The 21,390-nt window shown below is 39.9% G+C and carries 16 protein-coding genes and 1 pseudogene; 11 read left to right on the forward strand and 6 right to left on the reverse strand.

The features are described from left to right. Positions 1 to 258 precede the first annotated feature (258 nt). The 6 genes from LQ188_RS14790 to LQ188_RS14815 all read left to right on the forward strand — a co-directional run bounded on the left by LQ188_RS14790 (position 259) and on the right by LQ188_RS14815 (position 8,338). Positions 259 to 1,602: an MFS transporter gene (locus LQ188_RS14790; protein WP_230177246.1), complete on the forward strand. Its 1,344-nt coding sequence runs from the start codon at positions 259 to 261 to the stop codon at positions 1,600 to 1,602. A 495-nt stretch (positions 1,603 to 2,097) separates the two neighbouring features. After that, on the forward strand, positions 2,098 to 3,453 hold the full coding sequence (locus LQ188_RS14795; protein ID WP_101224289.1) for an APC family permease: 1,356 nt from the start codon (positions 2,098 to 2,100) through the stop codon (positions 3,451 to 3,453). A gap of 27 nt (positions 3,454 to 3,480) precedes the next feature. Continuing rightward, a complete protein-coding gene (locus LQ188_RS14800) occupies positions 3,481 to 5,106 on the forward strand; it encodes an amidohydrolase (protein WP_230177248.1) in 1,626 nt (541 codons plus the stop codon). Between the two features lie 34 nt (positions 5,107 to 5,140). Beyond that, positions 5,141 to 6,040, forward strand: a complete 900-nt coding sequence (locus tag LQ188_RS14805) for a carbon-nitrogen hydrolase (protein ID WP_230177250.1) — start codon at positions 5,141 to 5,143, stop codon at positions 6,038 to 6,040. Between the two features lie 303 nt (positions 6,041 to 6,343). After that, the gene (locus LQ188_RS14810) at positions 6,344 to 6,484 is read left to right on the forward strand and encodes an amidohydrolase family protein (protein ID WP_230177252.1); all 141 of its coding nucleotides are present in this window, start codon (positions 6,344 to 6,346) and stop codon (positions 6,482 to 6,484) included. A 717-nt stretch (positions 6,485 to 7,201) separates the two neighbouring features. After that, positions 7,202 to 8,338, forward strand: coding sequence for a glycosyltransferase (locus LQ188_RS14815; protein ID WP_290370125.1), 1,137 nt, complete (start codon positions 7,202 to 7,204; stop codon positions 8,336 to 8,338). Between the two features lie 339 nt (positions 8,339 to 8,677). Here the strand turns inward: LQ188_RS14815 and LQ188_RS14820 are convergent, their stop codons facing one another. Together LQ188_RS14820 and LQ188_RS14825 are read right to left on the reverse strand one after the other, a co-directional pair. After that, positions 8,678 to 9,871 carry a chromate transporter gene (locus tag LQ188_RS14820; RefSeq protein WP_230177256.1) on the reverse strand — a complete coding sequence of 398 codons (1,194 nt, stop codon included), beginning with the start codon at positions 9,869 to 9,871 and terminating at the stop codon, positions 8,678 to 8,680. Positions 9,872 to 9,886: 15 nt separating this feature from the next. Then, positions 9,887 to 10,122, reverse strand: a pseudogene (locus tag LQ188_RS14825) (PadR family transcriptional regulator). A 375-nt stretch (positions 10,123 to 10,497) separates the two neighbouring features. Here LQ188_RS14825 and LQ188_RS14830 point away from each other — a divergent pair. After that, the gene (locus tag LQ188_RS14830) at positions 10,498 to 10,638 is read left to right on the forward strand and encodes a hypothetical protein (RefSeq protein ID WP_157831099.1); all 141 of its coding nucleotides are present in this window, start codon (positions 10,498 to 10,500) and stop codon (positions 10,636 to 10,638) included. 176 nt (positions 10,639 to 10,814) lie between these two features. On the opposite strand, the gene uraH is transcribed toward LQ188_RS14830, so the two are convergent. The 4 genes from uraH to LQ188_RS14850 form a co-directional block, all read right to left on the reverse strand. Further along, the gene (gene uraH, locus LQ188_RS14835) at positions 10,815 to 11,174 is read right to left on the reverse strand and encodes a hydroxyisourate hydrolase (protein WP_230177257.1); all 360 of its coding nucleotides are present in this window, start codon (positions 11,172 to 11,174) and stop codon (positions 10,815 to 10,817) included. A gap of 9 nt (positions 11,175 to 11,183) precedes the next feature. Beyond that, on the reverse strand, positions 11,184 to 12,677 hold the full coding sequence (gene pucL, locus LQ188_RS14840) for a factor-independent urate hydroxylase (RefSeq protein ID WP_230177258.1): 1,494 nt from the start codon (positions 12,675 to 12,677) through the stop codon (positions 11,184 to 11,186). A gap of 15 nt (positions 12,678 to 12,692) precedes the next feature. Continuing rightward, the gene (locus LQ188_RS14845) at positions 12,693 to 14,018 is read right to left on the reverse strand and encodes a nucleobase:cation symporter-2 family protein (protein WP_101224284.1); all 1,326 of its coding nucleotides are present in this window, start codon (positions 14,016 to 14,018) and stop codon (positions 12,693 to 12,695) included. 158 nt (positions 14,019 to 14,176) lie between these two features. Next, on the reverse strand, positions 14,177 to 15,790 hold the full coding sequence (locus LQ188_RS14850; protein ID WP_230177259.1) for a PucR family transcriptional regulator: 1,614 nt from the start codon (positions 15,788 to 15,790) through the stop codon (positions 14,177 to 14,179). A 308-nt stretch (positions 15,791 to 16,098) separates the two neighbouring features. On the opposite strand from LQ188_RS14850, the gene LQ188_RS14855 reads away from it, so the two are divergent. The 4 genes from LQ188_RS14855 (at position 16,099) to LQ188_RS14870 (ending at position 21,286) form a co-directional block, all read left to right on the forward strand. Then, positions 16,099 to 17,154, forward strand: coding sequence for a Rieske 2Fe-2S domain-containing protein (locus LQ188_RS14855; RefSeq protein WP_230177260.1), 1,056 nt, complete (start codon positions 16,099 to 16,101; stop codon positions 17,152 to 17,154). Positions 17,155 to 17,351: 197 nt separating this feature from the next. Continuing rightward, positions 17,352 to 18,599 carry an allantoate deiminase gene (gene allC, locus LQ188_RS14860; protein WP_230177261.1) on the forward strand — a complete coding sequence of 416 codons (1,248 nt, stop codon included), beginning with the start codon at positions 17,352 to 17,354 and terminating at the stop codon, positions 18,597 to 18,599. Between the two features lie 14 nt (positions 18,600 to 18,613). Then, positions 18,614 to 19,876, forward strand: coding sequence for an alanine--glyoxylate aminotransferase family protein (locus LQ188_RS14865; RefSeq protein WP_230177262.1), 1,263 nt, complete (start codon positions 18,614 to 18,616; stop codon positions 19,874 to 19,876). Positions 19,877 to 19,906: 30 nt separating this feature from the next. Continuing rightward, entirely contained in the window at positions 19,907 to 21,286 is a 1,380-nt protein-coding gene (locus tag LQ188_RS14870) for an allantoinase (RefSeq protein ID WP_230177264.1), read from the forward strand. Positions 21,287 to 21,390: the final 104 nt, after the last annotated feature.

Raw genomic sequence — 21,390 nt, forward strand, 5'->3', positions numbered from 1 at the left:
CCTTATTGAAGGTATTTATATAATGTATTGTGGATACACAACACATTATACTGAATACTTACGAGTCTGATTAACTGCATGTTCAAGATTAATATAAGGCACAAAGTAAACAAATAGCAGGAGATCAGACTCTCTTTATCGGGGAAGTAACATAGTACGTTATTAATGTTGGTGCACCATTAACCTATTAATAATCAGCAAGCCATCCACATCCAAGAACCCGCATCCAGGAAGTAACTAATCCGGAGGTGTGTTAAATTGAGTGGGAAAAAGAAACTGGACAAGAAATCACAAAAGATATTATTTGCAAGTTTACTTGGCAGTACCATTGAATTTTTTGATTTCTTTCTTTATGGAACCGTTGCTGCACTTGTATTTAATAAACTGTATTTTCCTAATGATGATCCGTTTGTAAGTTTATTGCTTGCTTATGCTTCATTTGGCATTACATTTTTTATACGACCTCTTGGTGGGCTTGTTTTTAGTCATTTGGGAGACAAGTTTGGCAGGAAAAATACTCTTGTGCTTTCACTTTTATTAATGGGAATTTCTACTGTATGTATTGGACTACTTCCAACATATAGCATGATAGGGCTTTGGGCACCAATCCTTCTGGTTTTTTTTCGTCTCGTTCAAGGGATTGGACTTGGCGGGGAATGGGGAGGAGCAATACTCTTAGCGGTTGAATCTGCACCTAAAGAAAGACGTGGCTTTTTTGGAAGCTTTCCTGCAATGGGTATCCCTCTTGGGATGTTACTTGGGACATTCTCCATTTCATTAATGAGTTTACTTCCTGAATCACAATTTCTTTCATGGGGATGGAGGGTTCCATTTGTCCTAAGTGCGATTTTAGTAGTTATTGGTATCTGGATAAGGAAAGGGATTGAGGAAACATCGGCCTTCAAGGAAGAGAAAGAAAAAGGAAACGTCGTAAAAATCCCACTATTTGAGACACTGCGATATCATTGGAAAGCTGTTTTAATTTCTTTAGGAGCAAAATGTGTTGAAGTGGGCCCATTCTACTTATTTTCCACATTTTTCATATCCTATGCTACAGAAACACAAGGTTTTTCAAGGACTACAGCTTTAAATGTAGTTACTGTTGCAACAATCGTTACAGCGATTTGCATGCCATTTATGGGAATGTTATCTGATAAAATTGGCCGTAAACGTGTTTTTCTTATTGGTACTATCGGAATAACGCTTTTTGCCTTTCCATACTTTTATTTATTTTCCTTACAATCCACTCCTTGGTTATACGTTATTTCAATAGTGGGCTTAGGAATACTGTGGCCTCCAATTGCGGCGACTATCGGGACAATGTTTACTGAAATGTTTAGTACGAATGTTGGTTATACAGGAATAACGCTTGGTTATCAAACAGGCTCTGCATTATTTGGTGGAACTGCCCCAATGATTGCGACTATATTAGTAGGCACCTACAATAATTCTTGGATTCCGCTTGCTTCATTTTTAGTATTTCTTTGTATCGCATCTCTTATCTCAGTATTATTTGTCCGAAGTAGTCAAAGTAAAAGTAATCCTTTCTCTGAAAAAAGGACAATAGACGATAAGGATACAGATAATCAAATAAGCGGGTAATGAATAGTCTTTCTAAGAGGGAAAATAGATTGATCTTTAAAAATGGTGACGTTTACACAGTTAATGAAGAGCGAAGTTGTACGAGAGCGGTTGGGATAGGGAAACCTTCCAATATCGCTCTCTTTCAATGAAGTCTCTTTGAAGTGTTTACGGTAGAAGGCACCAAGTAGACTATGTTCGGGCGATGGCATTATGATAACTTTGCCATTTGATTTTTCCTTTATAAATGACTTAATGAATAGATATTTCTTAGATATCGGAAGAGTGAGAGCCGAGGACTGCTAGCTGAAGAAGAAAAGTATTGAATAATGGGTTGCCATATCCCGTCCCTGACGACTGATTATGCAATATTAAATAAATGATGTAGAATTGCATAAACCTATTAATTCATTAAATAATCTGTATATTGCAATTGTTGGCAAAATACCATTAATACCCACTTGGTATGGTATTTGCATATAAATTAATTAATCACGAATAAGGGTGGAGTGATACATGGAGAATGCAAAGTTAAGACGTTCGTTAACAGTATTTCCTTTAGTGCTATTTGGATTGGCTTATATGGCACCTACAACAGTTTTTTCTACATATGGGGTTGTTGCGGAGATAACGAAAGGGATGGTACCTGCTGCCTATATCATAGCTTTGGCTGGTATGTTGTTTACAGCCTATAGCTATGGTCAAATGGTTAAGGCCTACCCTGTTGCCGGTTCTGCATATACATTTACTCAAAAGGCTCTTAATCCTCACCTTGGGTTCTTAGTGGGCTGGGTTATCCTATTGGACTATTTATTTTTGCCAATGATCAATGGATTACTGATCGCTATTTACTTAAACGCATATTTTCCATCCGTTCCTTTTTCCTTCTGGTTAATAGCCTTTGTCATTTTAATCACCACTGTAAATATAATTGGAGTGAAAATAGCAACAAAAATAAATGTTTTATTAGTTGCCTGTCAATTTCTTATAATAGTAATATTTTCATTCCTCTCGATTAAAGGGTTACTTAACGGAATGGGTTCAGGAACATTATTCATGAGTTCTCCATTTGTGAACGGAGATATACCACTATCTTTAGTATTAGCGGGTTCATCTGTTTTATGTTTATCTTTTTTAGGATTTGATGCTGTTACCACATTTTCAGAGGAGACCATTAATCCGAAAAAAATAATACCAAAAGCCATTTTCCTCGTCGCGTTAATAGGGGGAGGTCTGTTTGTCACCATCTCATACATCAGTCACCTTGTTTACCCAAATTTCCAAGCTTTTAAAGATCCGGATTCCGCTTCCTTGGAAATTGCCATGTACATAGGGGGTAATTTATTTCAATCTATTTTTCTAGCAGGATATATTACCGGAGGGCTGGCATCTGGTTTATCAGCTCATGCAAGTGTTTCGCGACTTTTGTATGCGATGGGGAGAGATGGAGTTCTTCCAAAGAAAATATTTGGTCACATTCATCCAAAATTTCAAACTCCAACACACAACATCATCTTAGTGGGTATTTTTGCTTTATCTGCTTTATTTGTTGATTTAGTGACAGCATCATCCTTTATTAACTTTGGGGCGCTTGTTGCCTTTACTTTTGTTAATCTTTCGGTTATTTCCCATTATTATATTAGAGAAAAACAGCGAAACGGAATGAACACACTAAAATACCTCATATTGCCGCTGATTGGTACTGGTTTCACAATTTGGTTATGGACTAGCCTTGATTCAAAGGCACTTTTACTCGGACTGGGATGGTTTGGAATTGGTTTCATCATGCTGCTTTCAAATACGAAATTGTTTAGTAAGCGGCCGCCTGAGCTTTCTATTGATAATGCGATTGAAAAAGAAATTCAGGCATAAAAGCTATAGTCATCAAGGAGGATAAAAATGGTAAGTGCAGACATCATTCTTTCTGGTCAACATGTTTTTACTGGGTTACAAGATGAGCCAATAAAAGCAGCTATCGCCATTAAAGATACTAAAATTATTAAAATCGGTTCTAAAGAAGATATAATGTCATTCCTTGGAGATCAAACAAAAGTCTATGACATGGAAGATGGACTAATTATACCGGGTTTTCATGACTTTCATATGCACATTATGATGGGAAGCATTTTACAGAAGGATAGTGCCAAATTATTTGATGCAGCTTCAGAAGAAGATGCAGCCAAAATAGTAGGTGAATTTGCAGAAACGAGACCAAATGATGAGTGGATATTTGGCGTCGGCTGGGATCATACCAATTGGAAGAACAAAGTGCTGCCACATAGAACAATACTAGATAAATATATTAGTGATCGCCCTGTTTTATTATTCAATGCAGAAGTGCATTACGCATGGATCAATAGTAAAGCAATGGAAATCATTCAATTAACGAAAGATACCCCAGATCCGGAATATGGGGAAATTGGAAAAGATGAAAATGGGGAACTGACAGGCCTTCTATTTGAACAGGCAATTGGCTATGCATCAGAACATGCATATAAATTACCGAAAGATAAACGTGTAAGCCTATTCCAAGGTTTTCTTAATGAAACAAAAAGATTGGGAATCACATCCGTTAATGATTTATACGGAGCTAAAATTGCGCCAAATCCATTAGACGATCTTGAAATTTTCAAGGAATTTGAGAGAGAAGGGTTACTTACAACCAGAATTCACTTTTCGCCGGAATTAAAAATGGATTTAGCTGCCGCAATGGAATTACAAACAAATTATCAGTCAGACAAGCTCACCTTTTCTGGATTAAAACAATTTATAGATGGTGTTGTGACAAGTCATACTGCTTTTTTATTGGATCCTTACAAAGACCGTCCAGATACAAAAGGCGGAACAACCTATCCAGCTGATACAATTAAACAATTAGTAAAAAAGGCAGATAAGGAAAATTTCCAAATTCGTTTCCATGCTATTGGTAACGGTGCAGTCCGCTTAGCATTGGATGCATTTGAAGAAGCGAGAAACGTAAATGGACAAAGAGATGCTAGACATGTCATTGAACATGTGGAGGTATTGCATCCGGATGATGTTCATCGCTTTAAGGAATTAGATGTAATCGCTTCCTTTCAACCTAAACATATTGAATTAATGGAAAGTGAGGCATACACAGCCAGAATAAGTGAAAAACAACAACCTCTCTATTATCCTATCAAAACACTAGTGGATACTGGTGCTAAAATTGCCTTTGGTACAGATTTTCCTGTAGTACCCTTAAATCCCATGATGGGTATTTATCAGGCAATCACCAGAAAAGATTTAACCGGGAAGGCGTGGCAAGAGTCGGAAGGAATAACATTAGCTGAAGCGTTAAAATATTACACGGCTACACCGGCATTCGGGTCTTTCAGAGATAAAGAATTAGGCACCTTGGAAGCAGGGAAGATAGCGGATATCGCAGTATTAAATAAAAATTTATTTAGCATATCAACAGAGGAAATTCTTGAAACAGAAGTGAAGATGACGATTATGGATGGAAAGGTCGTATATGAAAACCAGGTCGTCCAAAAGGTATAAGATAAAAAAATATTAAAAGGTAGGTAGTGAGAAAATGTCAAAAGTAAAAGTTGGTCTTATTCAAATTCATTGCGGAGAATTCATTGAGCAAAATATCCAAAAAACGATAGAGAAAATAAAAGAAACAGTAAATAAAGGGGCACAAATCGTTTGCTTACAGGAATTATTTTCTTCGCAATATTTTCCGCAAACGGTCAGTGTGAAAAATTATGATTTAGCTGAAGATGTAAATAGCGGTACATTAGCCGAAATGGGTGAATTAGCAAAGGAATTAGCAATTGTCTTGATTGTCCCTTTTTACGAAAGAGCAGGTGCTGGAATTTATTTTAATAGTGCAGCTGTATTTGATGATGATGGAGAATGTTTAGGGATTACAAGAAAAAATCATATTCCGGATGGTCCCCAGTATCATGAAAAATATTATTTCGTTCCAGGCAATACAGGCTATCCTGTCTATGAAACGGCTTATGGAAAAATAGGAGTCGGGATTTGTTGGGACGAGTGGTATCCAGAAGTTGCCCGAATTTTGAGCTTACAAGGTGCAGAGATATTATTCTATCCTTCCGCTATTGGTTCAGAGCCAGATCATCCCGAGATATCGACAAGATCATCCTGGGAAAAGGCAATTTCCGCTCATGGCATTTCTAATGGTGTATTCGTTGCTGCGACAAATCGAGTGGGCCAGGAAAAGGACATGAATTTTTACGGCGGTTCATTCATTAGCGATACATTCGGGAATATTCTAGCTTCACTTGATGAAGAAGAAGGAATTATTGTGCAAGAAATTGATTTAAATGAAATAGAAGAGACTAGAAAAATTCTTCAATTCTTTAGAGACCGTCGTGTCGATACATACGGCCCTATATTACAAAAAGAAATACTCCCAACCCCATCCCCTTCAAAAAAGGGAACAAATAAAGCGCTGTTTAGTTAATCATTAAAAAATAATGCATGGATTTTCTCTTAGGAAGTCCCGTACCAATCAAGCTAATTCTGTTTTTTAAAAGTAGGAATTGCTGTCTTATTTTACGCTTACCACATCGTAATTAAGGCTGTGCAATCCTTCTTCTCAAATTTGGTATGCTTCGCCTGAAATTTAAACGAACGATTGTTGGTGGACACGTTGTTTATGTTCAGGTGAGGACATTAGTAAAATAATAACCGTCTCTGCTAACTTTGCCATCTAATGTTTACTTTATAAAGGTAATTTTAAGAGCATGAATAAGGGACATTGGAAGTGGGGAAGCTTGCTGATATCGTTGCCCTCGACCGTGATCTTTTTGCGGTTCCGCTTGAGGAGATACCAGAAACGAAAGTGAAAATGACCATCATGGATGGTAAAATCATCTTCACTGCTCCTGAATGCTTAAATGCGTAATAAATTATACAATGGAGGTATAATAGGGCTCAGTCGATTATAGCGAAATATATTTAAAAGAAATAGCAGGTGGGACTACCTGTTATTTCTTTTTTGTTAACTGAGAGCTATGCCTTAAAAGGTATAGCGTTTTTGTTTATACAAGCAGTTTTATCAAAATTTAAAATAAACAGGTGTATAAGTATAAAAACAAGGAAATAAATTCTGAGGAAATAAAAATTTCAGGTGGAGTTATTAGTTTATTATACATGACTAATAGTGTACTTTTTTTGTATTTTAAGATAATTCCAGGACAGGAATTTTCTTATAGGGGTACCGCTAAAAGGTCTGGCAAATACAGTAAACGAATCCATTACGTGTTTTTAGATTTCCCTGAAATACGTGGAGTATATATCCTTTTTCTTATTTACCCACAAAAAAGCCAGATTCCTCTTGAATTATATTGGGAGAAAGCAATATTATTTTGCTATTCTTATTTTAAGGAGGATTGTTTTATTGGGTATTTTTATCGTATTTATGTTCTGTTTATCTATTGTTTTTTCTTTACTTCATTTGTTCCATTGTTTACCTTGGTTTCGTGGACAAAACGAAGGGATAAAACAGATTCTTGAAAAGGAAAAAGGAATTAGTATTCTAGTCCCTTGTTATAATGAACAGGGAATTATAGAAACCTCCATTAAGAGTATGAAATCATTATCTTAATCACAGTTTGAGGTCATTTATATTAATGACGGTTCAAATGATAAGACTATGAATCTCTTTCATAAATTTCTAAAGTTAAAACCATGTTCAAAATCTGCACTTAGAAAGCTTTCCCATAAGAAAGTAGAAAATTTTTATCAATCCAAACTTTATCCTAATATCTACGTTATAGATAAAAAGAATGGGGGAAAAGCTGATTCCTTAAATGCAGGTATTGAATATTCTAGCCAAAGTTTGATTGTAACATTAGATGCTGACACCATATTGACAGAACAGGCCTTATCAATTGTTAACAACACATTTGAGGATAAGGATGTAGTTGCTGCAGGTGGTATGGTGCACGTTTTGCAAACAAAAACATCTAATCCTTTGAGAGACTTGTCTTTACTTCATGCAAATATGCTAGTTCGTGTCCAAATGTTGGATTTCCTAAAAGCATTCTATATTACCAAAGTATCTCTTGCACGCTTTCGTGCATTAGCTATCATATCCGGAGCATTTGGTATTTTTACAAAACAAGCTCTTGTTGATGTAGGAGGATATCGTACAACAATAGGAGAAGATATTGATATAACACTGCGCATTCATAGGTACATATCGGGACAGAAAAAAAAGAAGATTGTTTTTGTACCGGAAGCTGTTTGTTATACAGAATTACCTGAGAACTGGAATGATTTTATCAAGCAACGCATACGATGGCAAAAAGCATTTATTGATTGTTTTATCCATTTTAGATCCTTTTTTTGGAAAACGTTTTTCACTAAGCCAGTTTCCTTTTTCTACATAGCCGAATCTTTTCTAGTAGGGACCGTGGGTACTTATATTACGACAGGTATTTTTGTGATAAATAGTACCTTAAACCCTCCTACTTTATCTCCTTATTATATATTTACCTATTTGTCTTACATTTTTTTATTTAGTTTAACGTATGACTTGGTGGCAATTGGTATGGGTAAGCATTACGGGTTTACGTTTCAGAAGAAGGATAGATATCGATTATTTATTACAATTATTTTTGATATATTTGTCTATCGATTTGTAACTTTGTATATTGTTATGTATGGAAGCATTGCTTATTTCTTTAACAAAGACTGGAATAAAGTTGCTCGAACAGGAAGAAATTATCAAACTGATTCAAAATCTGCAGCATAGTTTGAAATCTGGCCTGATGTTCTGTTTCATCACACTGCTTTTTTAAAATGCCAAATTAGGTATCTAAATGCCAATTATTGCTTTATAGAAAGATTAATTTAGCACAATTCTCGAAGACCGCCCTTTAAAGGGGGCGGTTATTTTGTTCAGCTGTAGCTTTAAATGAAGATTGTAGCTTCCGTTGTCGTAGCTTTTTCTAATGCAATTAATAGGGATTTTATTTCAATAATAGGGTTGTACTAGGGGCAGCCTTGGAACTAACGGTGCAGGTTAGTTCCATAGGAAATATAGAATGAATAAGATGAAAATGTGAAACGATAAATGAATAAAATACCCGATTCATATTAACGTCATAAGTGAGCCGCCAGTAGCACCGGTTATCACTATAAACCAAGCTGGCAATTTCCAGTACACAAGCATACTAAATAAGATGGCAGCAAAAGCAAAGTCTATAGGAGCTAAGATGGAGCTGGTCCAAATGGGATTATAAAAAGCCGCAATCAAGATGCCTACAACTGCTGCATTTACTCCCATTAATGCCCCTTTTACTTTAGAATTACGGCGTAATGTGTCCCAAAATGGCAATGTCCCTAGAATAAGAAGAAATGCAGGTAAGAAAATAGCAATTGTTGCTAATAAGCCACCTTGCCATCCATTTATCACGGCACCTATGTACGCTGCAAACGTAAATAATGGTCCTGGTACAGCTTGTGTTGCACCATATCCAGCAAGAAATGCCTCTTTGTCTAGCCATCCAGTAGGGACAAATTCACGTTCAAGCAATGGCAAGACTACATGTCCACCACCAAACACTAAAGAACCAGACCGATAAAAGCTATCAAACAGAGCAATCCAATTTGATGAAGTAACCTCTCGTAAAATTGGAAGTAGAAACAGTAATCCGAAAAATAAAGCTAAACTAACAAAACCGACACCACGCGAAATTGGAAAATGAACGTTAGATTCATAACTTTCGTCGTGTTGTTTATAAATTAGAAAACCAATAAATGCGGCCAGTATAATAATACCAACTTGCACATAGGCAGTCTGCCAAATCAAGGTCCCAACCAAGGCTATTAATGCAATTGTCTTTCTCTTTATATCTGGAGTTAAATTTTTTGACATCCCCAAAATGGCGTGTGCAACTACTGCTACTGCTACTATTTTTAATCCGTGGATCCAGCCTGCATTTGAAACATCCATTCCTTTGAAAAATGATGCTAATATTACTAACGCTATCACCGAAGGCAGTGTAAAACCAAGGAAAGCTAAAATTCCACCGAAGAAACCCCCCCGCATAACTCCGACTCCAATTCCAACCTGACTGCTAGCTGGACCAGGCAAGAATTGACACAAAGCAACTAAATCAGCATAGCTTTTTTCATCCATCCATTTCCGTCGTCTAACATACTCATCATGAAAGTAACCTAAATGTGCTATTGGCCCACCAAACGATGTTAAACCAAGCCTTGTTGAAACTAATAGTATTTCAATTAGTGACTTTAAACTTCTGTTTGTTTTGTTTTGGTCCACTAAAGTATTCCTCCATTATTTAAGTTCATAAGCTTTCTTTCCGGCTTCCATAAATATTTCCTTTTTAAATGGTCGAATAAATAATTTTCTTATTTTCCCATCGACGTTTCGTTCCTCATTTATTAAAAGTCCATCAGATTCAATTGTGTATAAAGTACCTGAATTGACGGTTTATCCATGTCATTTTAGTTCTTCGAACATCCAAAGACCAAAGTCGATTATCTATAATGAAGTATACTATTTATAAATATTTAGTTTCTAATTCCAACAATTAATTTACACACTCTTAATATTTGCTCAACCTAACATTATTTATCAAAAAATGGAAACATTTATAGCCCTTAATGTTTAGGTAAATCCATAATGAAAGCCATTACCGGAAGCTGATCAGCAGCTTCTTTTCTTTTGGAAAAAAAAGCAGTAATTATAAAGAGGAGAGATTTTACACCTAACATACGTCCTCCTTTTTTTGTTAAGTGAGACGGTTAGCAAAGAACAATATGGGAAATACTAAAAGAATGAAAATCTTACCGAATTTTCAGAAAAATACATTGACGGGAAATTACAGTTGTTATATATTATTAATAAGTTAAATTTATTGTTATATAACAGAAGGGGGAGTCAAGATGATGAATATTCAGGATAAAGCCTATGAGAGTTATTTAAAGATTTGTGAAAGGTATGAAATCGAGTCGATAAACTTCGACCGCTTCATCAAAAACTTAACTAAAGATCAGTTGGATGAATACAGTAAATTAGCCGTTTAAATGAAAGGACGTGATTGCACAAGATGGACCTCCCGGTTGATGTAGATGTAGAAGCCAGTTAGAAACCCCACCAGTTGCTATAGGGAACAGGTGGGGTTTTGTTATGTGTTTTAAAATCCAGACTGTAATCGATCAAAAAAGAAACTGCCGGAGAAGGTCTTCTCCGGCAGTTTCTTTTAACTTCCCCGATACACTTGATAGCCCCATGGGGAAACGAGCAGTGGCACATGATAATGAGAGGATGGGGAAGATAGTCCGAAACGGACGGGTACCTGGTCCAAAAAGGGCGGATCAGGAAGCTCGATGGACTTGTTCCGGAAGTAATCCCCGATATGAAAAATGATTTCGTAGTTTCCTATTTTAGTGTTTTCTGCGTTCAGCAGCGGGGCATCGAGCCTCCCGTCTGTATTTGTGACCGCTGAGTGGAGCAGCTGCCAGTCAGCGGTTGATGATTCGGAATAGTATAATTCAATCGTCACGTTTTCGGCCGGCTGGCCATGCATTAAATCCAATATATGTGTTGTTATACCAGGCATAAATACTCCTTAACCGATGTTTTCTTCAGCAGCAGCCAGGATTTTATTATTTTCGAGATTTTCTTTTTTAACGGTGAAGACCTGAAATCCATATGGCGGGCGCGGCTCTGTATATACTTTCCCTTTGGATTCCGGGATTTCGGAAACGACTGTATCCCATGTGTGGTTTTGGGATTCGAATGTAACTTCAAGAAGCTGAGGGAATCTGGTTAAAATACGGCAGCCGATTTCATAAATCAGATTTTGGATCGAAGGAGTCTCCATTTCATGGAAAACGGATGTAGCAATATCGATTACCTGTTCAGCAGCCACGTATTTAGAAGGATCCACACCGAATGCATCCTTTTGATCCTCATAGACCCAGTGGAGATTCAAATAGATGAAAAGCGGTCGATTTCCATCTTCGGGAAGCGTCGTATACTCATCACGGACAAAACCGACAAAAGAGTTCCCGCTTACTTTGATTAATTGGAGGTCAAGGATGGAACTGCTTTGCTGAACGATTTCACTGCCGTTTTCCCTACGGATGATTTCGACGGCTGCCTTGGCCCGTTCGTTGCGGGACTTTTTGAATACAAGGTCACTCGGTTTCAATTGAAGATCCGTCGCTTCAGTCACAGCTTCGAAAGGGATATCCTCGGCAATCAATTTAACCGTATCGATTTGAGGATATTTGTTAAGGAAGGCTTCTGACACATATGAAGCAAATCCTTCTAATGTTGCTCCTTTGAATGTGGCTAAATGCCGTTGGATGAAGTTTTTCATCGAATCTGTCGCGACGACCATGGAATTGTCTCCTTCCGTGAAGGAGGGAAGAAAAGAGGAGCCGCCAACGGAAACTTTTACATTGGTGCCAAAAATGATATGATCTCTGCCTGAAAAAGTGGATTCTGGTATTTGTTTGATTCCGGTTAAAGGCTTGGAATAGGTCCTATAGGCAAAAACATTTCCTTTTCCATAACTTAGTGTTTGTGCGGCTGATTTATTTTTCATTGAATTCTCTCCTTCGATTTTGATTTTATCCTGTAAACGAAATAGGGCAATTTTATGAATTTCAGATAGTGCCTTATCGAACTCTATTGTTTCTGAATGGTGAATCCTTGTTTTCATCGATTGATATATGTCATTTTTATCTTTGCCGCGTACAGCCAGGATAAATGGAAAGCCGAATTTATTCATATATTGCCGGTTCAATGATATGAAACTTTCATATTCTTCGGCAGTAAGGTCCTTTAAACCGGCGCCATGCTGTTCCTTAGTCGAATCATCACTCATTTCAACTTTGTCCCCTAGGTTCGGGTGCTTCTTGATTAATGTTAACTTTTCTTCATTTGACGAATTGCTTACAATGTCCACCATGCATTGATGCAGAATGATAATGGATGAAAATGGTCTATTGGCTGCCGCCTTTTCTGCAATCCAAGGTGAATGTTCGAAAGTATCACCAAGGAACATCGTGAAATCCTTTTCGCTAATTGCATTTAGTGACTTAATAGTAATCATTCTAAGGGCTCCTTTTTAAATGCTTTTTGCCATGAACTGATCTGCATCCGCGATGGTTCTATCTGCCGCCTTTTTCTTTCGGGGAGTCAAGATCACATTCAGGATGATGGCTGTCAGGCTTCCTGTGATGATTCCATCACCGACAACGATACGGATGGTTTCCGGCAGGCTTGAGAATAACTCGGGAACGACGGTTGCGCCCAGTCCGAGTGAGACTGAACAAGCAATGACCAATAAATTGGCATTATCCGAGAAATCGACGTCATTCAACATTTTAATTCCTGATGAAACGACCATTCCGAACATGACGACGGTAGCACCTCCGAGAACGGCAGTGGGAATCAGTGTAGCGAGTGCTGCGATTTTCGGTACAAGTCCAAGCCCGATTAAAATGAAGCCGGCTACAATGGTGATTGTTCTTTTTTTTACACCGGATAATTGTACGAGGCCTACATTCTGGGCGAATGTACTATAAGGAAAGGCATTGAAAATCCCGCCTAAAGTGAAGGCAAGGCCTTCTGCCCGGTAGCCCTTGACAATATCTTTTTCACTCAATTCCCTGCCGGTTATTTTTCCGAGAGCAAGGAATGCGCCAGTGGATTCGACAAGGATGACTGTGCCAACCAACATCATCGTAAGTATGGGTGCTATTTCAAAGCTGGGTGTACCGAAGTACAAAGGAGCGGGGATATGGAACCAAGAAGCCTCGGCAACGGTGGAAAAGTCCATCTTCCCAAAAAACGTTGAAGCGATCGTTCCTGCTATGATGCCAATCAGAACGGAAATGGAGCGAATGAATCCAGTGAAGCAGCGATTGATTAACAGAATAACGGCGAGGACTCCTAAAGAAAGCATCAAGTTCTCAGCTGAGCCAAAGTCTTTGCTGCCGGAACCGCCAGCCATATTCTTTATGCCGGTGGGCACTAAGGATAATCCAATGATGATGACGACGGTACCGGTCACGACAGGCGGGAATAATTTAAGCAGTTTACCAAAGATGTTGGAGAAGAAAATGATGAATAATCCAGCGGCTATGATTGATCCATAGATAGCGGAAATGCCATAATTGCTGCCGATGGAGATCATGGGGGTGACTGCGACGAAAGAAGTTCCCAAAACTATCGGGAGGCCAATTCCAAAGTATTTATTTTTCCAAGATTGCAATAATGTAGCGATCCCGCAGGTCAATAGATCAATGGCAATAAGGTAGGCTAACTGTTGAGAATTGAATCCCAATGCCCCCCCGACGATGATCGGCACCAATATGGCACCAGCATACATGGCAAGAACGTGCTGAAGACCTAACGAGAAGGCCTTGGACTTATTAATTCTGTCATTCATAAAAAAACTCCCTTCTACAATAGCATGTCATTTTATATCACGTGATTCTGTTATGATTAATATCATAATAAAAAATCAGAAAATTGTCATTAGTTAGATTAGACAATTTTTGGTTGTGGATATAGACAACTTGCATAAAGTGATGGGAGGCTTTTGTTTTATATTTTAAGTAAGGATTTAATGCGAAGGGCAAGTCGTATCTGGAGTGTGGTCTCCGAATCTTTCAGGCTCTTGCCGAGCAGCTCTTCGCATTTCTCGAGTCTGTATACAACTGTGTTTCGGTGTACGAATAACCTTTTGGCAGTTTCGGATATTTGACAATGAGTTTCGAGATAGACGGATAATGTCTGTAATAAGGATTGCTCCTCCTCGGTGAAAACCTTTGAAAATCCCTGTAGTGCATAATGGTGAAAATTCATGAGGTCTTCTTCGGGGATGATCCTCAATAATTCCATAATATCCTTCGTTCGGAATATATGGATGTATTCGGTCCTTTTCGAAAGGCCTCCTTCGAGAAGGGAGTCGTTCGCTTCTTTGTAAGAATTCTTGGTCTGTAAAAAACTCTGGCTCAAATGGCTCACTCCGAAAGAAATCGTGCAGCCGAACTGGCTGGCTGTTATCCTTTGCAATGATTTAAGCGAGGTTTCGACAGTTTGGAGAACGTCAGAGACTTCATTCACTTCATATAAAAGAATGCATTTCTTGCCTTTGGTAAAGAGATGAATGGGATTGGGTGATAGGCAAAGTTCATCTTCCAAAAACTCGTATATCGAATCAGCCCGTCGCTGCAGCTGTGTGTAACTTATGTCCGAATCGGATTCATCGATCTTTCCGACTGCGCATATATAGGTTTTTTCATTGTGTAAGGAAAACTCCTTTGCCCGATTTATGATTTCCTCTTGTGAAGAGAAACTGCCATCGAGAAAATGAAGGAAGAAATCATTTCGGATATTCCGATCATGCTGTTTAAGGGCGTGTTCTTTCATCAGGGCAAAAGAAATGACATTAGTTGCCTGTTCTATCGTCAATGTTATGAGGTTATCGCTAGTCTTAATTTCTCCCAATATCGTCAAATAACCAAATTTTTCTTCATTCATATAGATGGGGAAGACGGTATAGGGCTGTTTATTGGAAAGGGATGAAAATGAAAAGAAAGGTGTTTTGGTTTTGTGGAATCGGAATCCCGCTTCGCTCATTTTTTTGATTATTGGAATAATTCCAGGTGTTGAGATTGGTTGGAATATCGGTTTTAGGTACTGGTCAACTAATAAGATGGGGTATCCGATCATATCCGATAAATGATCAAGCAGCTTTTGAATTCCTTTGCCGCGCATGATTAAGTTTGTGAATTGTTTATGTGTTTCCATGGCAAAAGTCAATTCCGCTGCACGTTGATCCAAAATCCCCCGTAATGTATGGTTGATGATTTCCCCGAGTGACAATTCGGCCGGGAGTTCAATGATTGGAAAGGATAAAACATTGGCAAGAACCAGTGCCTCCTCAGGTATTTCCTTTAGGTACCTCCTTGTCTTTATTCCCAGGGCTGCGCAGCCTTGGTTTGCCATCGCTTCGACGAGTGATGACAAGAGATGCGGCTTGTCCTTTATGTGATAAGCCGTCGTTACAAGGAATTCATTTGGTTTTAAAAAGTTGATGATATCCGGAGCGTCCATCATATTGACTGTGAGGACTTCCCGTTCGATCCCTGTTCCTCCGGCAATTAAATGCATGCCGGTTAATGCTGGCAATGTTAAAAGTTCGGCTACCTTCATCTGAAACACCTCATTTTGGAAAATTAGAGTATTGAGTGTAAGTTTATAAATACAGGGGGAATGAATCGGTTTTAAATTAGCGCATGTTGCTGATATTAGTTTGAATCCCTCCGTTTACTAACGTGCTTTGCGGATTTTCATTATCATATCATACAAACACTTTGGCATATCCTACAAATTTCATTGTTTGGATTATCGGATAAATAAAAAACATTTTTATGTTAGGTTTTATAACATCGTTGGTGACATGTTATTTTAATTTTGTTAATATTTATAAAAAATAACGTGAGGATAAGGGAGACGATAAAATGAGTGAAGGCACAGTTGCTTCCAGTAAGAAAAAAAGAGTAACGCCGTTTCCGAAAGAATGCACATTCAGCAAAGGGGACTGGGATGTATTATCGCAATATTGGTTTCCTGTGGCGGCAGTCGAGGAAATATCGGAAAAACCGATAGGCATTAAACTTCTGGATGTGCACCTTGTCCTTTATCGGGCCAAGGGGAAGATTATCGTTGCGAGGGACCTTTGTCTGCATCGTGGTGTACCATTAAGCATGGGATGGGTGGATGGTGATGATATCGTATGCCCTTACCACGGTTTTAGATATGGCCCGGAAGGGAATTGTACGGGGATACCTGCACATCCCAACGCTAAAATATCCCCGCGTCTTTGCATTAATATTTATCCCGCGGTTGAGCGCTACGGCTTGATTTGGACTTCGATTGCGAGCGATAAAGAGGATATTCCGAAGTTGCCGGCCTGGGATGATGAGGCATATTTGAACATCCTGCCGCCATCCATAGACATTGCCGGTTCAGCCGGTCGGCAGATGGAAGGTTTTTTGGATGTGTCCCACTTTGCTTGGGTTCATTCGGAAAGCTTCGCTGATCGTAACAATCCTATCGTTCCTAGTTATAAGGTGGAAAAAACGGAATATGGCCTGCATGTGGAATACTTAAGTTCCGTCAGTAATTACGGAAAAGGCATGCGGCATTTAGAACCTGCCCACTTTGAGTGGCTGCGTGTTTTTGATATCTATCCACCGCTGGCGGCCAGGCTTACTGTCCATTTCCCGGAGGATGGGAAACTTCACATCTTGAACTGTGCCAGTCCGGTTTCGGCACGAAAGACAAGAATGTTTTCACCGATGGCCCGTAACTTTGATTTAGATGCCCCGGTTGAAGATACTTATGAATTCAACTTGCAGATTTTCAATGAAGATAAGGAAATGGTGGAAAATCAAAAGCCGGAGGAGTTGCCTCTTGATTTGCAAGCGGAAGCGCATATCGCGGCAGATAAGACGTCGATCGCTTATCGTCAGCTATTGAGGGAATTGGGCTTAGGCTCGAATTATACAAGTTGATAAAAAGAGGGTGTCCGGTTTAATGGGCGCCCTCTTCTTTTGTTGGCTTGTTTTCAGTTGGTTATTTTGCACAAAAAAACACCGAAATACTAACAGAATTGTCAATGAAGTTAAATGTGAAAGCAAGTAAAATAATAGATAACATAAATTTGTGAATATTCATAACATGAATGGATATTGAGAAGGGAAGCGATGTGATGGGCATTCAAATCGAAAAATTCATAGATGAAAAGGATGATGTTGCGTCGATGATAGAATGGTTGGCATCTTTCGGGGCAACGGAGAGTAATGGGGTGACCCGTTTATTATATTCCAAGGAATGGATGAGCGCTCAGCAGGCAATGAAAGCTGAGATGGAAAAAGAAAACCTCAGTACATATTTTGATAGTGTAGGCAACTTGTTTGGCAGGCTTGAGGGAAGGGATCTCTCAGGTGGAATCATTCTGACCGGTTCTCATATAGACACGGTCAAGGATGGGGGGAAATATGACGGCGCATATGGGGTCATCGCTAGTTTCCTGGCGGTTAAGAGGTTGTATAAAGTCTATGGGGCGCCGCGAAAGACGATTGAAGTCGTTTCCTTTTGTGAGGAGGAAGGAAGCAGATTTCCCTTAACGTTTTGGGGGTCGAGGAATATTAAAGGAGTCTATGGTCTTGAGCATGTCAGGGATTTAAAAGATACAGAAGGAATTCCTTTTTTGGAAGCCATGAAAAAGTCAGGGTTTGAACCTGAAGCCTATAAAACCCCGGTCCGCGATGATATTGACCGGTTCGTCGAAATTCATATAGAACAGGGGATGGTGCTTGAAAAGAATGAGAATGCAATTGGGGTCGTCAGCCATATTGTCGGGCAGCGCCGTTATACGGTTAAAATCATGGGTGAGAGTGATCATGCGGGCACCACTCCCATGTCATACAGGAAGGATGCTGTCGGTTTTGCTTCGGAATTCATTTCTTTTTTAACGAAAAAAGCGAAGGGTATGGACCCGGGTTTAGTTGCGACTGTTGGGAGAATGGATGTTAAACCTAATGTTCCGAATGTCATTGCTGGTGAAGTGGAGCTCAGTCTCGATATCAGGCATCACGAGGAAGAGGTTCTTGAAAGGTTTTGTAAGGAAATTTTTTCGACTTTCGATTCCTTGGCAAAGAAAGCTGAAATGAAGCTGGAGGTTTCACAATGGATGGATGTCAAACCGGTTGCGATGGATCGGGAAATGAATGGCCTTGTCCGAAAGGTAGCTGAAGATAAAAATATACCATACCAAGATATGGTCAGCGGAGCCGGCCATGATGCACAAGTATTTGGTTCGTTTTGTCCGACTTGCTTGCTGTTCGTTCCAAGTAAGGGGGGGATCAGCCATTCGCCTAAGGAGTTTACGAGTGTTGTGGATATGGAAAAGGGAATCGACGTTTTAAGTGAAATACTATATAAATTAGCCTATTAAAGGGGTTGGGGAAAATGGCATATTCAGAATTGAATGCACCGCTGAGAACGATCATGACACCAGGACCGGTCGAAGTGGATCCGCGTGTTTTAAGGGCGATGAGCACACCGATATTAGGGCAATTCGATCCTGCATTCACTACAATCATGAATGAAGTGATGGAAATGCTGCGTTTGGTTTTTCAAACGAAAAATAAATGGGCATTCCCTATCGATGGCACCTCAAGATCGGGTAATGAAGCGATTCTATGCAGCATCATTGAGCCGGGAGATAAGGTTCTGGTTCCCATATTCGGTAGATTCGGTCATTTGTTGGTCGAAATCTGTGAGCGATACGGAGCTGAAGTCCATACGATGGAATGTCCTTGGGGAGAGGTGTTCGAACCGCAAGCTGTCATCGCGGAAATCAAGAAAGTCTCCCCGAAAATAACAGCAATCGTTCATGGGGAAACTTCCACAGGTTGTATGCAGCCTTTGAAGGAAATCGGGTTGGCCTGCCGAGAATTGGGTGTCCTGCTTGTGGTGGATGCGGTTGCCTCAATCGGGGGCACCGATGTTAAGGTGGATGAATGGTGTATTGATGGGTTGATAGGAGGGACACAAAAATGCTTGTCCGTTCCTTCAGGTATGGCACCGATTACGTATAATGAGAGAATAGAAGAAATCATCCAGTCCCGTAAAAAGGTGGAACGTGGTATTGCGACGGATGAAGATAACCAAAAGGTTTCGCTCCGCCGTCCGATCACCAGTAATTATTTCGATTTAAGCATGCTGCAGGATTATTGGGGACCGCGCCGCTTGAATCACCATACAGAAGCGACCTCCATGATTTATGCGTTACGTGAAGGGTTGCGCCTTGTGCTTGAAGAAGGTCTGGAAACGCGCTTTGCCCGTCATGAACTCCACGAAGCTGCTCTCGTTGAAGGGATCAAGGCAATGGGGCTGACGTTATTCGGGGATGGGAAAAACAAACTTCCGTGTGTAACTTGCATCGAAATTCCAAACGGAATCGACGGTGAAGCTGTAAGAGCCATGCTGTTGAATGAATTTGGTATCGAAATCGCTTCCTCGTTTGGTCCGCTTCACGGCAAAATCTGGAGGATCGGGACCATGGGATTCAGTTGCAGGAAAGAAAACATCCTCTTTGTATTGGCCTCCTTGGAAGCTGTCCTTTTGCGCCAGGGGTTCCAAGTTAATCGGGGAGAGGCTTTGCAGGCTGCACTGGATGTGTATGTGGGAAAGACGGAGAAAGTGGCTGCATCAAGGGGATCTCTTTGATTATAAAACTATTTTGGGGGAGTGGTCCATATGTCAATATATGATCTTATTATCCGCAATGGATATGTAGTTTTTCCTGATGGAGTGAAGAAAGCTGATCTTGCCATCCAGGATGGGGTGATTGTTAAGATTGGGGATATCCTGGATGGCGATGGTTATGCAGAGTATGAAGCGGATGGCCAGCATATCTTTCCTGGTATGATTGATGTCCATGTGCATTTTAGCGAACCTGGCCGCGCTCATTGGGAGGGCTTTGAAACAGGATCGCAAATGATGGCGGCGGGAGGCTGCACCACATATTTCGATATGCCATTGAATGGAATCCCTTCAACGATTGATCGAAAGGCCCTCCTTGAAAAGGGCAATCTCGGTGAGATGAAGTCGGTTATAGACTTTGGATTATGGGGAGGACTGGTCCCGGGAAATATCGATGATTTAGAGGATCTCGCCGAATCCGGAGTCATCGGATTTAAGGCATTTCTATCAGCGACGGGAAATGAGGAGTTTGAACGGGCAGATGATTTCACCCTTTTACATGGAATGAAGAAAATAGCGGAATTGGGAAAGGTCTTGGCCCTTCATGCGGAAAGTGATCCGATCACTCAGTGGTTAAAGCGGGAAAAAGAGAAGGATGGACTATTCAGTGCGAATGATTATGCAGCTACAAGACCTGTGCAAGCGGAAGCGGAGGCTGTGGAGCGTGCCATTACATATGCAGAGTTAACGGGCTGTCCGCTGCACTTTGTCCATATTAGCAGTAGTTTGGCCATCGAAAAAATTGAATCGGCCAAACAGAAGGGGCTGGATGTGACGGTCGAGACGTGTCCGCATTATTTATTATTCAATCAGGATGATTTAATAGAAAAAGGTGCGGTTGCAAAATGTGCTCCCCCACTAAGGGAAAGAGAAGAACAAGAAAGATTGATTACCCGTTTAATGCAAGGGAAATTCGATATGATTTCTTCCGACCACTCACCATGCCCTTTTGAGCTGAAAGATCCTGCCATACATAATATTTTTGAAGCGTGGGGCGGAATAAGCGGGGGGCAATTTTCGTTGATGTCGATGATAGAGTTGGCTGTTTTACATGGTATCCCGCTTCATAAGGTCGCTGAGTGGACAGCTTCAGCCCCGGCAAAAAGGTTCGGTCTCTCCTCTAGAAAAGGACAAATCGAGGTAGGGAAGGATGCAGACCTTGCCATCGTTTCCCTTAATGGTACGCATGAAGTTTCGGAAACGAATTTTTTCGCGAAACATAAGCAAAGCGTTTATATGGGCCATACCTTTCCTTGCCAAATCACGGCTACCATGAATAGAGGGAAAATAGTTTACGAGACTGATGTAATCAGTGAAAGGGAGCGTGGGGAGTGGCTAAAAGTGACAGATTCCAGTATTCCGGCCAATAGCTAGGAAGAAGGGTTTTAAAATAAGGGAGGGGGATTCCAAATCGGGAATCCCCTTTTTATTAGCTCAACGTATGTATCATGGGCAAAACAAGGGAAAATAAACCGGAC

The sequence above is a fragment of the Peribacillus sp. Bi134 genome, assembly GCF_918698065.1.
In the GTDB taxonomy this organism is placed as follows: Bacteria; Bacillota; Bacilli; order Bacillales; family DSM-1321; genus Peribacillus.